A 14,702-nucleotide genomic window follows, 5' to 3' on the forward strand; every position below is an offset into this window, starting at 1 on the left:
CCCGCACACAGCGCAGAATCGTCGAGGCCCGCTTGTTGTCCACCCCGGCCCGGTGCCACTCCCACGACGGGATCAACGCCCACGTCCGCGGCGCCGGCATCACCCACAGCCGCCCGCCCGCCGCGGGCCCCGGCGCCGGCTCACCGAACTTCCGCACCAGCAACCGCCACGCCCGATACGCCTCGTCGGTCGTGACCTTCTGCTCCAGCACGGACGGGATCAACGACTCCAGCACCAGCCCGGTCCGCGTCAGCCGCAACCCAGGACGCCGACGCCAGGAGTGCGCCACGACCCGGTGCCGGGGCACGAAGGCGGAAGGGTCGTCCGCTGCCCCGAGCAGCTCCGGCAACTGCGTGAGCAGCCACTCGCCCCCGGGCCCCCACGCCTCGCCGCGCACCTCACCGCCGTACATGCACACCCGCAGCGTCCCGGGCCCGGCAGGCGTGCGGCTGGCACGCCACACGGATCCGTCCGGAAGCGCCCGGAAGGTGGGATCGCCGGGCCCCCGCCGCAGCGCCCCGAGCACCAGCCCGAGTTCGACGGGCCACTTCGGCCGCCACTTCCGCACCAGCGGGGCCTCCACCCGCGCCACCGTCTCCCGGCGCGCGGCGGGTACGACGACCTCCCCGCCGCGCACCGTTGTACGCGTGGGCCGCGGAGTGAAACGTCCAGCCACGAATGAAGTCCTGGGATACGAGAGGAACCGGGGGAATCCTTGAAACCGGCGGAGTCCTAAGAGACTAGGCGCATGCCGAGGCGAAGCACCCCACCTCGGCACCACGAGCGTCCGTCAGCGCACCTCGATGAAGCTCCCCGCGTCCCGCTCCGGCCGCGGCCGCGGCTCCTGTGCCGGGTGTCCCACCGCCACGGCCCCCATCGGATCCCAGTCCTCCGGCAGCCCCAGCACCTCGCGCACCACGTCCCGGCAGAACATCGTGGACGACACCCACGCCGACCCCAGCCGCTCACCGGCCAGCGCGACCAGGAGGTTCTGCACCCCGGCCCCGGTGGCGACGACGAACATCTCCCGCTCGGCCGCGTCCCGCCGCTCGTCGCCGTAGGTGTGCGAGCCGTCCATGACCAGACAGGGCACGACGAGATACGGCGCGTTCCGCAGGACGTCGCCCCGCCGGACCCGCTTGGCTATGGACTCCTCGGACTTCCCGTCCCGCCGCAGGTCGGCGATCCAGGCGTCCCGCATGGCGTCCAGCAGGCCCGTGCGCGCGTCCGCGGACTCCAGCAGCACGAACCGCCACGGCGTGGTGTGGTGCGGCGCCGGCGCGGTGACGGCCGCGGCGACGGCCCGCCGCACGGCTTCCGGGTCCACGGGCTCGTCCGTGAAGGCCCGTACGGTACGGCGCTGGGTGACCGCCTGCCGGACCGCCTCCGAGGTCCCGAGCCGGAACATGTCGTCGCGCGCGTGGCGCACCATGGCCCGCGCCCCCTCCCCGTGCTCCCCGGCCATCACATGCGCCAGCCCGCGCACGACGGCGACGGGCAGTCCCGAGGCCTTGCCCTTGACGAGATCACCGGCGGCGGCCAGCTCGTCGGCGGTCGCCACGACGGTCGCGCTCAGCGGGTTGCCGTACGCGTCCGTCCCGCCCCGCAGATCGTCCAGCACCCGCACCCCGGCGGCGCCGATCGCGACATCGGTGAGCCCGGCGCGCCAGGGCCGTCCGAAGGTGTCGGTGACGAGGACGCCGACGTCGACCCCGAGGGCACCCCGCAGGCCGTCCCGGATCGCCCGCGCGGACGCGTCCGGGTCCTCAGGCAGCAACAGCACGGTCCCCGCGGGGGTGTTGGAGGCGTCGACCCCGGCGGCGGCCATCACCAGGCCCTGCCGGTTCTCGACGATCCGGAGCGGCCCGCGCCGCGCCACGACCCGTACGGTCTCGGCGTCGATCGCGGCCTCCCGGTCGTGCGCCTCGACGATGCGCCCCTCGGCCTTGGACACGATCTTCGAGGTGACGAGCAGCACGTCCCCGTCGGCGAGGCCGGGCTCGGCGGCGGCGATCATCTTGGCCAGGTCGTCCCCCCGCTGCACCTCGGGAAGACCGGGCACGGCCCAGACCCGGTAGCCGTCGGCAGACATCCCGCTCAAGCTCCGCGCACCTCCTCCGCCAGCTCCAGCGCCTCCCGGGCCATCCGCGCGGTCGCGTCCAGGTCGGTCATCATCAGCGGTACGGCCCGGCAGCGGATGCCGGCCGACTCGATCCGCCCGACCACGTCCGCGTCCACGGTGTCGACGAGCCAGCCGTCCAGCAGCCCCGAGCCGTAGTGCTCGGCGACCGCCGCGGCCGTGGACTCGACGCCGACCGCCGCGAGGACCTTGTCGGCCATGCCGCGCACGGGCGCGTCCCCGACGATGGGGGACAGGCCGACGACCGGCACCCCGGCCTCGGCGATCGCCTCCCGGATGCCGGGCACGGCGAGGATGGTGCCGACGGACACGACGGGGTTGGACGGCGGGAACAGCACGACGTCCGCCTCCGCGATGGCCTCCAGCACTCCCGGAGCCGGCTTGGCCTGCTCGGCGCCCACCGGCACCACCGCGTGGGCCGGAACCGACGCCCGCAGCCGCACCCAGTACTCCTGGAAGTGGACGGCCTTGCGCTCGCCGGAGCCCGCGGCGGAGCCGCTGTCGGGCAGCGTGACCGCGACATGCGTCTCGACCCGGTCGTCGGTCATCGGGATCAGCCGCACCCCCGGCTTCCACCGGTCGCACAGCGCCTCGGTCACCGCGCTCAGCGGATACCCGGCACCGATCATCTGGGTCCGCACGATGTGCGTGGCGAAGTCCCGGTCCCCGAGCCCGAACCACTCGGGCCCGACGCCGTAGGCCGCGAGCTCCTCCTTGAGGTGGAAGGTCTCGCCGGCCCGCCCCCAGCCCTGTTCCTCGTTGATGCCGCCGCCGAGCGTGTACATCACCGTGTCGAGGTCCGGGCAGACCTTCAGCCCGAAGAGGTGGATGTCGTCCCCGGTGTTGCCGATGACCGTGATGTCCGCGTCCGGCGCGGCCTGCTTCAGACCACGCAGGAAACGGGCACCGCCGATGCCGCCTGCCAGAACCACGATTCGCATGGAAGCCAGTCTTGCAGGCGGGTATGACAACGGCTCACGCGGTGACGGAGTCCACCTCGTCGTGGGTCTCCGGAGCGGTGCAGGCGGTGTGCATCGGCATCTCGGTCAGGCCCGGGTAGTAGACGTGCAGGCTGACCGCCGGCTCCAGGGCGTCGTTGACGACCTCGTGGACGTAGCCCGGCGCGAACACCCGCTGCGCCCCCGCGCCCAGCGCGCGCGTGCCCCGCTCGGTGCGCTCGGTCAGCGCGCCCTCCAGGACGGTGAGCACGCCGGAGGAGCGGCCGTGGTCGTGCAGCCCGCTGCCCTGGCCGGGGACCCAGGACAGCAGCCACACCTCGTAGCCCGGTCCGGTGCGCAGCCGGTGGTACCAGCGGCTCGTCGCGTCGTACTGGACGAGGTGCGCCCACTGCGAGCGGTCGGCGGCGATGGAGCGGGCCAGTCCGACGAACTCGGCGACGGTGGCCGGGTGCTCGCGGGGGGTCTGGAGGAGGTGCGGGACCTCAAGGAGGTCGCCGGCGATCTGGAGGTCGTTGTCGCTGTTCATGGGTGCGGTGGGTCCTCGGCGAAGAGTGGGGGGTGGCTGGGTGTCGCGTACCGTCCGCCCGGATCACGGGAGGACAGGAATGCCCGGGTGCGGGCGGGGCACTAGCAGCCGAGTCACGGTGGACTCAGGAGCAGCCGGAGCGCGATGGGCTCAACAGCTGGAACAGCAACAACAGCTACAGCGAGCGCGGGCAGCACCGTGGGACCCGGCCGTGCGGGTCGAGGTGAGTGCCAAGTTCGCGAGCATGCCCACAAGGACAGCGGCTCACACCTTGACTGTCAACTCGACACCCTGGAAGTGGGACATGTTTCACCTCATCCGGTCCATCTCCCTGGTGAAAGGTTTGTTCGGGCGTCGAGCGGGACACATGGCGCACAACCGGGCGCACGGGCCGTGAGTGCACCGTGACTTCCCGGCGTGCGCGCGGAACGAGTTCGAACTGATGGGCGTCCTTCCTGGTGCAGGCCCGAAAGGCCTGGCGCGGATCGGCAGCCCTCTCGGGTCTCATCTGCTTGTCAAGGTTTATGCCGATTTGAACACTTTCAGCAAGGCCTTGGTTCCGCAGAGTGAATAAGGGGCCCAATAGCAGATCTCGGCTTGACTCGCCCGGAGCAGCACACTTGTAATTTCACTCGTGTCGTTCAGCCGAAATCGGTAACGGCCGTCACACGGGGACGCGAAAGACAGACGAGGGGCGCACATGACCGAGACGGTGCAGCAACTGCTGGTCGACGACGCGGACGAGGAACTCGGCTGGCAGGAGCGCGCGCTGTGCGCCCAGACCGACCCCGAGTCCTTCTTCCCGGAGAAGGGCGGCTCCACCCGCGAGGCCAAGAAGGTCTGCCTCTCCTGCGAGGTCCGTTCCGAGTGCCTCGAATACGCCCTCGCCAACGACGAGCGCTTCGGCATCTGGGGCGGCCTGTCGGAACGCGAACGCCGCAGGCTGAAGAAGGCCGCCGTCTGACCCGAGGCAGGCTCCGCCCCACTTTTCGCACGCAACCGAACGGCCCGTCGCACCTGGGTTATCCACAGGCGGCGGGCCGTCGTTCTGCCCAGCCGATAGTGTGGGCGCTCGTCCGAGACGCCTCGCCGCCCCCTCAGGGGCACAGGCGTCCACCGCAGTCCACCGAACCGGGGCCCGTACCTCGATGTCCGTGCACAGCCACACGGCAGCCCAAGACCACGCTGCCACTCCTGAGTTCCCGCGTCACGTGGTGACCGCGGTGCTCGTCTCCCACGACGGCGCCCGCTGGCTGCCCGACGCGCTCGCCGGGCTGCTCGGCCAGGAGCGTCCCGTGCAGTCAGCCGTGGCCGCCGACACCGGCAGTGCGGACGACTCCGCCCAGCTGGTCACCGACGCCCTCGGCGCCGACCGGGTCCTGCACCTCGCCCGGCGCACCGGCTTCGGCCAGGCCGTCGAGGAGGCCGCCCGCACCGCCCCCGTCCTGACCCCGGACGAGCTGCCGTACCTGAAGCGGCCCAGCGGCTGGGACCCGGTCACGCGCACGTGGCGCGACGACGCCTACGACCTGCCGGAGCTGCCGCACGGCGAGCCGGTCCAGTGGCTGTGGCTGCTGCACGACGACTGCGCCCCCGAACCCGACGCCCTGGCCCAGCTGCTGCGCGTCGTGGAGAACGAACTGGAGCTCGGCCGCGACGACGTCGCCGTCGTGGGCCCCAAGCTCCGCGGCTGGTACGACAAGCGGCAGCTCCTGGAGGTCGGCGTCTCCATCGCCAACTCCGGCCGCCGCTGGACGGGCCTGGACCGCCGCGAACAGGACCAGGGCCAGCACGACCACGTGCGATCCGTGCTGTCGGTGTCCACCGCCGGCATGCTGATCCGCCGCGATGTCTTCGAGCAGCTCGGCGGCTTCGACCGGCGACTGCCCCTCATGCGGGACGACGTCGACCTGTGCTGGCGCGCCCAGGCCGCCGGCCACCGCGTCCTCATCGCCCCCGAGGCCGTCGTACGCCATGCCGAGGCGGCCTCCCGCGAGCGCCGCACCGTCGACTGCGCGGGCCGCACCACCGCGTCCCCGCACAAGGTCGACAAGGCCGGCGCCGCCTACACCCTGCTCGTCAACGCCCGCGCGGCCGCGCTGCCCTGGGTGCTGGTGCGGCTGGTCGTCGGCACCCTGCTGCGGACCGTCGCGTACCTCGTCGGCAAGGTCCCCGGACAGGCCGTCGACGAGATCCGCGGTCTCCTCGGCACCCTGCTGCGGCCCGAGCGGATCATCGCCGGGCGGAGCAGGCGCGGCAAGCCGGTCGTCGACAAGGACGAGCTCAGACAGCTGTTCCCGCCGCCCGGCGCGACCGTGCGGGCCACCGTCGAGCAGGTCGCGGGCAATCTCTTCGGCGGCTCCGACGCCGACGCCTCCACGGCGGGGCGCCACGGCGGCGGCATCGAGTCCGGGCCCGGCGGCGACGACGCGGAGTTCCTGGAGATCGAGCAGTTCGCCCGCCTCAAGCGCATCGCCCGCAAGCCGGGGCCGGTGCTCTTCCTGGTGCTGCTGCTGGTCGCCCTGGTCGCCTGCCGCAACCTCCTGGGCGGCGGCGCGCTCGCGGGCGGCGCCCTGCTGCCCGCCCCGGCCGACGCGAGCGAGCTGTGGTCGCGCTACGCGGACGCGTGGCACGCGGTGGGTGCCGGCGGCACCCCGTCCGCGCCGCCCTACCTGGCCGTCATCGCCGCGCTGTCCTCCGTGCTGTTCGGCTCGACCGGGCTCGCCCTGACGGTCCTGCTGGTCTGCTCGGTTCCCCTGGCCGGCTGCACGGCCTACTTCGCCTCCCGCCCGCTCGTCGAGTCCCGCCTGTTGCGCGCGTGGGCGGCCGTCGTCTACGCCTTCCTGCCCGCCGCCACCGGTGCGCTCGCCGGGGGCCGCGTCGGCACCGCCGTCCTCGCCGTCCTGCTGCCGCTCATGGCACGCGCGGGCGTCGCCGCCGCCGGGCTGACCAACAGCACGGGCGCGCGTGGCAGTTGGCGCGCCACCTGGGCGTTCGCCCTGCTGCTCACGATCACCACCGCGTTCACACCGATCATCTGGCCCATCACGCTGCTCCTCGGCATCGGCCTGCTGGTGGTGCGCCGCACCGACATCACCGCCTACGGCCTGCGTTTCCTGGCCCAGTTCGGCACTCCGCTGCTGGTCCTCGCGCCCTGGTCGCTGACGCTGCTCCCGTTCGGTTTCTTCGAGCAGGCGGGCCTCGAGTACGGCTCCTCGGCCGCCTCCGCCCTCGACCTGCTCGGGGCGAGCCCCGGCGGGCCCGGCACCGTCGACGGACTGATGCTCATCGGAGTGGTGCTGGCCGCGCTGGCCGCCCTGCTGCGCACCGAGCGGCAGTTCGGCATCTGGACGGCCTGGGTGGTGGCCCTGGTGGGCCTCGTCTTCGCGGTCCTGTCCAACGACTCGACCTGGGCGGGCCCCGCCACCCTCGTCTACGGCCTCGCCCTGCTGGCCGCGGCCGTGCTCGGCGCCGACGGGGCACGCGCGCGTGTGGCCGAGCAGAGCTTCGGCTGGCGCCAGCCGGTCGCCGCCCTGATCGCCTTCGCCTCCGCCGCGGGCCCGCTGCTGGTCGCCGCGGGCTGGATGATCGGCGGCGCCGACGGACCGCTGGAGCGCCGCGATCCCGTACAGGTGCCCGCGTTCGTCGCCGAGGAGAGCGGCACCCGCGACCAGGCCCGCACCCTCGTCCTCGACAGCGACTCCGCCGCCCACGTCGGCTACATGCTGGTGCGCGGCTCCGGTGCCCGCCTCGGCGACGCCGAACTCGCCGCGGCCGACGGGGAGAACGACAAGCTGGACAAGGTCGTCGCCAACCTCGTCGCCGGTTCCGGTGCCGACCAGGCCGACCAGCTCGGCGGTTTCGCCGTGCGTTACGTCCTCGTCCACAAGGGCGCGCCCCGCGAGGTCACGCGCGTGCTGGACGCCACCCCCGGCCTGAGCCGGCTCAGCCAGCAGGACGGCAGCGGCCTGTGGCGGGTCGACCAGGAGGTCGCGCGCGCGACGATCGTCGCGAAGTCGGGCTCCGGCACCGCGACCCCCGTCGCCGCGGGCCCCGTGGACATCAGCACCACGATCCCGGCCGGCGCCGACGGCCGGATCCTGCGTCTCGCCGACACCGCCGACGAGGGCTGGACGGCCACCCTGGACGGCAAGCCGCTGACCCCCACCACGGTCGACGGCTGGGCCCAGGGCTTCGAACTGCCCGCCTCCGGCGGCACGCTGGACGTCACCTTCGACGACCCCTTCACCCACACCCTGTGGCTGTGGATCCAGGGCTTCCTCGCCGTCGTCCTCGTGGTGATGGCCCTGCCCGGCCGCCGCCGTGACGTCGACGACGACCTTCCCGAGGAGCAGGCCGTCCCCGCCCAGCCCGTGGCGGGCGAGGGCCGCCGCGCCCGCCGGCTGCGCGCCCAGGCCGAGGCCGAGGCCGAGGAGAGCACCGCGCCCGCGGACTTCCCCGCTCCCGCGCAGGAGGTCCCCGCCGCCGTCCCGCAGCAGCAGTCCTACGGCGACTGGGACACCCCGAGCCACGCGAACGCCGGGTACGACACCTACGCCGGCGACCAGTACCAGAACGCCCAGCAGTACCAGGCGGGCGGCTACGACCAGCAGCCGTACCAGGCGGACCCGTACCAGGGCGGCCAGTACGACCCGTACGCCTACGGCGGGCAGAACCAGCAGACGCCGTACGACCAGACATACGGCGGCCAGTACGAGCAGCAGCAGTACGACCAGGGCTACGACCCCGCGTACGACCCGGCGCAGCAGCACCCGGGTGCCCCCGGCAGTGAGCGCCCCGACGGGAGTCAGCAGTGAACCGCACCACCGTGTCCCTCATCGCCGGCACCGCCGCGCTCGCCGCCGTCACCGGGTTCGCCACGCTCAGCTCACCGCAGGCCGCCGGCACCGCCGGGACGGCCGCGGAGCTGCCCGTGGAGCGCACCAGCCTGCTGTGCCCGTCGCCCAGCACCTCCGACATAGCGGAGACCTCCTACACGTCCTTCACGCCCGTCACCAAGGGCGCGGACGGCGGAGGCAAGGCCGAACTCCAGGCGGCCGCCGAGGAGTCCGACGGCAAGGGCGACAGCAAGGGCAAGGGCAAGAAGGCCGGCAAGCCGGTCCTCGAACCCGCGGAGCCCGGCAAGCCCGCCACCGGTGACACCTCCGGCGGCGACGCACCCGCCCTCGTCGGCACCGCCGAGGGGAAGTTCGCGCCCGGCTGGACCGTCCAGGAGACCACCGAGGTCGCCGCGGGCTCCGGACGCGGACTCCAGGGCGTCAACTGCTCCGCCCCCGACACCGAGTTCTGGTTCCCGGGCGCCAGCACGGCCGCCGACCGCACCGACTACGTCCATCTGACCAACCCCGACGACTCCGCCGCCGTCGTCGACATCGAGCTCTACGGCAAGGACGGCGCCCTGGACTCCACGCTGGGGGAGAGCATCACCGTCGCCCCGCACTCCAGCGACCCGATCCTGCTGTCCACGCTCACCGAGGAGAAGCAGGAGAACCTCACCGTCCACGTCAACGTCCGCAGCGGGCGGGTGGGCGCGGCCGTGCAGGCGCTGGACGACAAGCTCGGCGGTGACTGGCTGGCCGCCTCCACCGACCCGTCCGGCAGCCTGGTGCTGCCCGGCATCCCGAAGGACGCCACCGCCGTGCGCCTGGTCGCCTTCGCGCCCGGCGACGCCGACGCCGACCTGAAGGTGCAGCTCGCGTCCCCGTCCGGCTCGATCACCCCCGCGGGCAACGAGACGCTGCACGTGAAGGCGGGCATGACGGCCTCGGCGGACCTCGGCGACATCACACGCGGGGAGGCCGGTTCGCTGGTCCTCACCCCCACCGACTCCTCCGTGCCGGTGGTCGCCGCGCTGCGGGTCGTCCGCGGCAAGGGCGACGACCAGGAGACGGCGTTCATCCCGGCCACGCGCCCGGTCGGCACGCGCGCGACGGTCGCCGACAACAGCGCCAAGGGCACCACGCTCTCCCTGACCGCCCCCACGCGCGGGGCCACCGTCAAGGTCACGGCCTCGGCGGGCAGCGAGGGCGGCGAGGCCGTCTCGAAGACGTTCACCCTCAAGGCGGGCACCACGCAGAACGTCGAGGCACCGACCCCGACCGGCCTCAAGGGCACGTACGCCCTCACGGTGGAGCACGTCTCGGGCGGCCCCGTCTACGGCGCCCGCACCCTGGCGGCGACGGAGGACGGCGTCCCGGGCTTCACCGTCCAGACCCTTCCCGACGACCGGGGCATGGTGGCCGTGCCGGAGGCGGACCAGGACCTGTCGGTGCTGCAGAAGTAGCCCGGGGCGATCCGCGGGCGGCTCAGTCCTCGCCGTACCGCGGATCGACCGTCTCGGGAGTCAGGCCCAGCACCTCGGCCACCTGCTCCACGACGACCTCGTGCACCAGCGCCGCCCGCTCGTCGCGCCCCTTGGTGCGGATCTCGACGGGACGCCGGTAGACGACCACGCGCGCGGGGCGCCCCTCACGCGCGGGAATCGTCCCGCCGAGCGGCACCGCCTCGTCGTTCCACGACTGTCCGTCCAGCCGGGGGACCTCCAGGACCAGGAAATCGATGTCGGCGAGCTGCGGCCAGCGTCGCTCCAGGCGCTCCACGGAGTCCTGCACCAGGTCCGCGAACGCCTCAGCCCGGCTCGCGGCGAGCGGCACCTGCGGTGGGGCGATCGGGCCGCGCATGCCTCGTCCGTGGCGATCACGGCGGCGGGGCCCGGCGCCGGTGGCGGGGGGCGGTACGGGGTTCTCCATCACTGGTGAAGGGTAATCCTCGCCGACCTCCCGCGCCCGGCCCCCACGCGGTACCCGGACACGACCCGAAACGGCGTACGGCCGCCTCGTACGGCATGTCGGTGGTTGACCATTCCAGCCAAGGTTGGGCTCGATTCCGTATCTCTCCGAGACCGTCGCCCCCAAGGCAATTGACATGGTTTGCACCAGGTGATGACCGGATTCAGGGCTGTCCGACCCCTAGGAAACGGATGTCTACGCAGGTCATGGCGGTGGGGTCGGTGTGGTGTGTGGGGCGTTTCACAACACGACACGGTGGAGTGACCTGGGGGAGAGTCGTCGCGGCCCGCTCAAGAGTGCGGTACCGTCCAACGTCGTGAGCCCTGTACGTCGCTGTTCGCGCACCGCTTGCGGCCGTCCCGCCGTCGCGACGCTGACGTACGTCTACGCCGACTCGACCGCGGTCCTCGGCCCGCTCGCCACCTACGCCGAACCCCACTGCTACGACCTGTGCGCCGAGCACTCCGAGCGCCTCACCGCCCCGCGCGGCTGGGAGGTCGTCCGGCTCCTCGACGGCTCCGCGCCCGCCCGGCCCAGCGGGGACGACCTGGAAGCGCTTGCCAACGCCGTGCGTGAGGCGGCCCGTCCGCAGGAGCGCGCCGCCGAGGCCGGCGGAGCCCGCCGGGCCGACCCGATGGAGGTCGCGCGCCGCGGCCATCTGCGGGTCCTGCGCTCTCCCGACAACTGACCCGTTCCTTGTGTGCGTTCGGTGCGCGTTTCGCTCGGTGACGCACGCCCATTGACGGGTCGTTGGCGCGGACACGACCATTCCGTAAGCCGAAGTGAGATATCGCTTTCCGCATGACGGAATCGGGGAGGCGCCCGTGTACGTCCAGGAACTCGAACCCGTCGCGCACTCGCTCGGGCTGTCCGCCCTCGTCGCGGCCCTGCCCCTCGTGATCGTCCTCGTCCTGCTCGGCGGCGTCCGCATGAAGGCGCACCTGGCGGGCCTGACCGGCCTCCTGGCGGCCGCTCTGGTCGCCCTGCTCGCCTACGGCATGCCGCTGGGCCAGACCCTCTCCAGCGCCGCCCAGGGGGCCGCCTTCGGCCTCTTCCCCATCCTGTGGATCGTCGTCAACGCCCTGTGGGTGTACCGGATGACCGTCCGCACCCGGCACTTCGACATCCTGCGCCGCTCCTTCGGACGGCTCTCCGACGACCCCCGCATCCAGGCCCTCGTCATCGCCTTCTGCTTCGGCGCGCTCCTGGAGGCGCTCGCCGGGTTCGGCGCCCCGGTCGCGATCAGCTCGGTCATGCTCGTCGCCCTCGGCTTCGACCCGGTGCGCGCGGCGGTCGTCGCGCTCGTCGCCAACACCGCGCCGGTCGCCTTCGGCGCCATGGGCACACCCGTGGTGACACTCGCTCAGGTCACCGGGCTGCCACTGGACGACGTGGCGTCCGTGGTGGGCCGTCAGACACCGCTGCTGGCCCTCGTGGTGCCGCTGGTGCTGGTCTTCCTGGTCGACGGGAAGCGGGGCCTGCGCGAGACCTGGGTGCCCGCGCTGGTCTGCGGAGTCGCCTTCGCCGTCGCCCAGTTCGCGGCCTCCAACTACGTCTCCGCCCAACTCGCCGATATCGGCGCCGCCCTGGCCGGCGCGGGCGCCCTGGTCGCCGTCCCCCGCGCGCGCGTGGCGGCCGACGAGACCGTACGCGCCTCCGTGCTGACCGGCGCGCGCAGCGAGGACCTCGACGAGAGCGACCCGCGCGGTGAGGTCCTGCGCGCCTACGCGCCGTACGCGCTGATCGTCGTGATCTTCTCCGTCGCCCAGATCCCGCCCGTCAAGGACTGGCTGGCGAAGGCGACCCGGACGTACGACTGGGCCTTCCTCGACGTCGTGAGCCCCGACGGCGATCCGGTCGGCGGCAACGTCTTCACCTGGCCGGTCGTCTCCACCGGCGGCACCCTCGTGCTGATCGCGGGGATCCTCACGGCCCTCGTGCTCGGCGTGCACGCGCGCGTGGCGGTGCGTGAATGGGCGGCGACCGTCCATGAGTTGCGGTTCGCGATCCTGACCGTGACGTCCGTGCTGGCGCTCGCGTACGTCATGAACCTCTCCGGACAGGCCGCCACCATCGGCCACTTCGTGGCGGCGGCGGGCGCGGGCCTGGCCTTCCTGTCGCCGGTCCTCGGCTGGTTCGGGGTGGCCGTCTCCGGCTCGGACACCTCGGCCAACGCGCTCTTCGGGGCGCTGCAGGTGACCGCGGCCCGCGAGTCCGGGCTGTCGCCCGAGCTCCTGGCCGCCGCCAACAGCTCGGGCGGGGTGCTCGGCAAGATGATCTCGCCGCAGAACCTCACGATCGCCTGCGCGGCCGTCGGACTCGCGGGTCGCGAGGGGGACCTGCTGCGCAAGGTGCTGCCCTGGAGCCTGGGACTGCTGCTGGTGATGTGCCTGATCGTGGTCGGGCAGAGCTCGCCCGTCCTGGACTGGATGCTGCCCTGACCCCCTCCGGCCCGGAGAAGAGGGCCGGGCAGAGGGCCGGGCCTCCACTCGGCTCCCGCACCCCGCGCTGTCAGTGGCTGCGGGTAGTTTGTGGTGACCGACAGGACTTTCAGAAGGGTTGGCCGTGGCTGATCTGTCACAGCTCGTGAAGGCGTACGACGTACGCGGAGTCGTCCCCGACCAGTGGGACGAGACTCTGGCCGAGCTCTTCGGCGCCGCCTTCGTCCAGGTGACCGGGGCGAGCGCCATCGTGACGGGTCACGACATGCGGCCCACGTCCCCCTCCCTGTCGCGGGCCTTCGCGCGCGGTGCCGCCGCCCTCGGCGCGGACGTCACCGAGATCGGCCTGTGCTCGACCGACCAGCTGTACTACGCCTCCGGCGCGCTGGACCTGCCGGGCGCGATGTTCACCGCCTCCCACAACCCCGCGCAGTACAACGGCATCAAGATGTGCCGCGCGGGCGCGGCCCCGGTCGGCCAGGACACCGGCCTCGCCGAGATCCGCGAGCTGGTCGAGCGCTGGAGCGAGACGGGCGCCCCGGCATCGGCGGCCGCGACGGGCACGATCACTGCGCGGGACACGCTGGAGGACTACGCGGCCCACCTGCTCTCCCTCGTCGACCTGACCTCCATCCGCCCCCTGAAGGTCGTCGTCGACGCGGGCAACGGCATGGGCGGCCACACCGTGCCGACCGTCTTCGCCGGGCTGCCCCTGGACACCGTCCCGATGTACTTCGAGCTGGACGGCACCTTCCCGAACCACGAGGCCAACCCCCTCGACCCGGCCAACATCGTCGACCTGCAGAAGCGGGTCCGCGAGGAGGGGGCCGACCTCGGCATCGCCTTCGACGGAGACGCCGACCGCTGCTTCGTCGTCGACGAGCACGGCGACCCGGTCTCCCCGTCCGCCGTCACCGCCCTCGTGGCCGCCCGTGAGCTGGCCAGGAACGGCGGCGAGGGCGTGATCATCCACAACCTGATCACCTCCTGGTCGGTCCCGGAGGTCGTCGAGGAGAACGGCGGCACACCGGTACGCACCCGCGTGGGCCACTCCTTCATCAAGGCCGAGATGGCGAGGACCGGCGCGATCTTCGGCGGCGAGCACTCCGCGCACTACTACTTCAAGGACTTCTGGAACGCCGACACGGGCATGCTGGCCGCCCTGCACGTCCTGGCCGCCCTGGGGGGCCAGGAGGGCCCCCTGTCGTCCCTGGTGGCCCAGTACAGCCGCTACGTCGGGTCCGGTGAGATCAACTCCACGGTCGCCGACCAGGCGGACCGCCTGGCGGCCGTCAGAGCGGCCTACGAGGGCCGGGAGGACGTCCGGCTCGACGAACTCGACGGCCTCACGATCGCTGCCCCCGACTGGTGGTTCAACGTCCGCCCCTCCAACACCGAACCCCTCCTGCGCCTGAACGCGGAGGCGAGGGACGAGGCGACGATGGCCAAGGTGCGGGACGAGGTGCTGGCGGTCATCAGAGCCTGACCCGGTGCGGGGGCGAGGTGCCCCGACCTCGCCCCAACCCCGGCGCCCAACTCTCCCCGGCGGTACCCTGACCAGGCACATCCGCACATGCAGCCGTACCGCCCCCGAAGGGAACCCCCATGCCGCTCGAAGCCGGCCTCCTGGAGATCCTCGCCTGCCCGGCCTGTCACGCCCCCCTCGAGGAGCAGGACACCGAGCTGATCTGCACCGGCCAGGACTGCGGCCTGGCGTACCCCGTCCGCGACGGCATCCCCGTCCTCCTCGTCGACGAGGCCCGCCGCCCCGCGTAACCGCTCCGCAGCCGCAGGCGGAACGGCGTCCCGGCCGCCGCAGGCGACAAC

Annotated in this window: 12 protein-coding genes; 7 read left to right on the forward strand and 5 right to left on the reverse strand. The window is 72.8% G+C overall.

Annotated elements, in window-relative coordinates:
* The 4 genes from EHS43_RS20125 to EHS43_RS20140 form a co-directional block, all read right to left on the reverse strand.
* Positions 1-676: DNA-3-methyladenine glycosylase (locus EHS43_RS20125; protein ID WP_125192160.1), on the reverse strand; the 676-nt coding region annotated here is incomplete at its 3' end.
* A gap of 114 nt (positions 677-790) precedes the next feature.
* Positions 791-2,092: a coenzyme F420-0:L-glutamate ligase gene (locus tag EHS43_RS20130; RefSeq protein WP_125192168.1), complete on the reverse strand. Its 1,302-nt coding sequence runs from the start codon at positions 2,090-2,092 to the stop codon at positions 791-793.
* Between the two features lie 5 nt (positions 2,093-2,097).
* Positions 2,098-3,081: a 2-phospho-L-lactate transferase gene (cofD, locus tag EHS43_RS20135; protein ID WP_125192161.1), complete on the reverse strand. Its 984-nt coding sequence runs from the start codon at positions 3,079-3,081 to the stop codon at positions 2,098-2,100.
* Between the two features lie 34 nt (positions 3,082-3,115).
* Entirely contained in the window at positions 3,116-3,625 is a 510-nt protein-coding gene (locus EHS43_RS20140) for a cysteine dioxygenase family protein (RefSeq protein ID WP_125192162.1), read from the reverse strand.
* 700 nt (positions 3,626-4,325) lie between these two features.
* Here EHS43_RS20140 and EHS43_RS20150 point away from each other — a divergent pair.
* The 3 genes from EHS43_RS20150 to EHS43_RS20160 all read left to right on the forward strand — a co-directional run bounded on the left by EHS43_RS20150 (position 4,326) and on the right by EHS43_RS20160 (position 9,929).
* A complete protein-coding gene (locus EHS43_RS20150) occupies positions 4,326-4,589 on the forward strand; it encodes a WhiB family transcriptional regulator (RefSeq protein ID WP_020137941.1) in 264 nt (87 codons plus the stop codon).
* Between the two features lie 184 nt (positions 4,590-4,773).
* Positions 4,774-8,442 carry a glycosyltransferase family 2 protein gene (locus EHS43_RS20155; RefSeq protein WP_125192164.1) on the forward strand — a complete coding sequence of 1,223 codons (3,669 nt, stop codon included), beginning with the start codon at positions 4,774-4,776 and terminating at the stop codon, positions 8,440-8,442.
* Positions 8,439-9,929, forward strand: a complete 1,491-nt coding sequence (locus EHS43_RS20160; protein ID WP_125192165.1) for a DUF5719 family protein — start codon at positions 8,439-8,441, stop codon at positions 9,927-9,929. Before EHS43_RS20155 ends, EHS43_RS20160 begins: the two co-directional genes overlap by 4 nt.
* A 22-nt stretch (positions 9,930-9,951) precedes the next feature.
* Here EHS43_RS20160 and EHS43_RS20165 read toward each other — a convergent pair whose 3' ends face one another.
* A complete protein-coding gene (locus EHS43_RS20165; RefSeq protein ID WP_125192169.1) occupies positions 9,952-10,395 on the reverse strand; it encodes a metallopeptidase family protein in 444 nt (147 codons plus the stop codon).
* Positions 10,396-10,750: 355 nt separating this feature from the next.
* Between EHS43_RS20165 and EHS43_RS20170 the strand changes: the two genes are divergently transcribed.
* The 4 genes from EHS43_RS20170 (at position 10,751) to EHS43_RS20185 (ending at position 14,651) form a co-directional block, all read left to right on the forward strand.
* On the forward strand, positions 10,751-11,122 hold the full coding sequence (locus EHS43_RS20170; RefSeq protein WP_020120748.1) for a DUF3499 domain-containing protein: 372 nt from the start codon (positions 10,751-10,753) through the stop codon (positions 11,120-11,122).
* 136 nt (positions 11,123-11,258) lie between these two features.
* Positions 11,259-12,875 (forward strand): L-lactate permease, encoded by a 1,617-nt coding sequence (locus EHS43_RS20175; protein ID WP_125192166.1) that lies wholly within the window; start codon positions 11,259-11,261, stop codon positions 12,873-12,875.
* Positions 12,876-12,993: 118 nt separating this feature from the next.
* Positions 12,994-14,361, forward strand: coding sequence for a phosphomannomutase/phosphoglucomutase (locus EHS43_RS20180; RefSeq protein WP_185806323.1), 1,368 nt, complete (start codon positions 12,994-12,996; stop codon positions 14,359-14,361).
* Between the two features lie 119 nt (positions 14,362-14,480).
* Positions 14,481-14,651, forward strand: a complete 171-nt coding sequence (locus tag EHS43_RS20185) for a Trm112 family protein (RefSeq protein ID WP_078936097.1) — start codon at positions 14,481-14,483, stop codon at positions 14,649-14,651.
* The last annotated feature ends 51 nt before the right edge of the window (positions 14,652-14,702 follow it).

Origin of the sequence: Streptomyces sp. RP5T (assembly GCF_003933965.1) — a bacterium.
Taxonomy (GTDB): domain Bacteria; phylum Actinomycetota; class Actinomycetes; order Streptomycetales; family Streptomycetaceae; genus Streptomyces.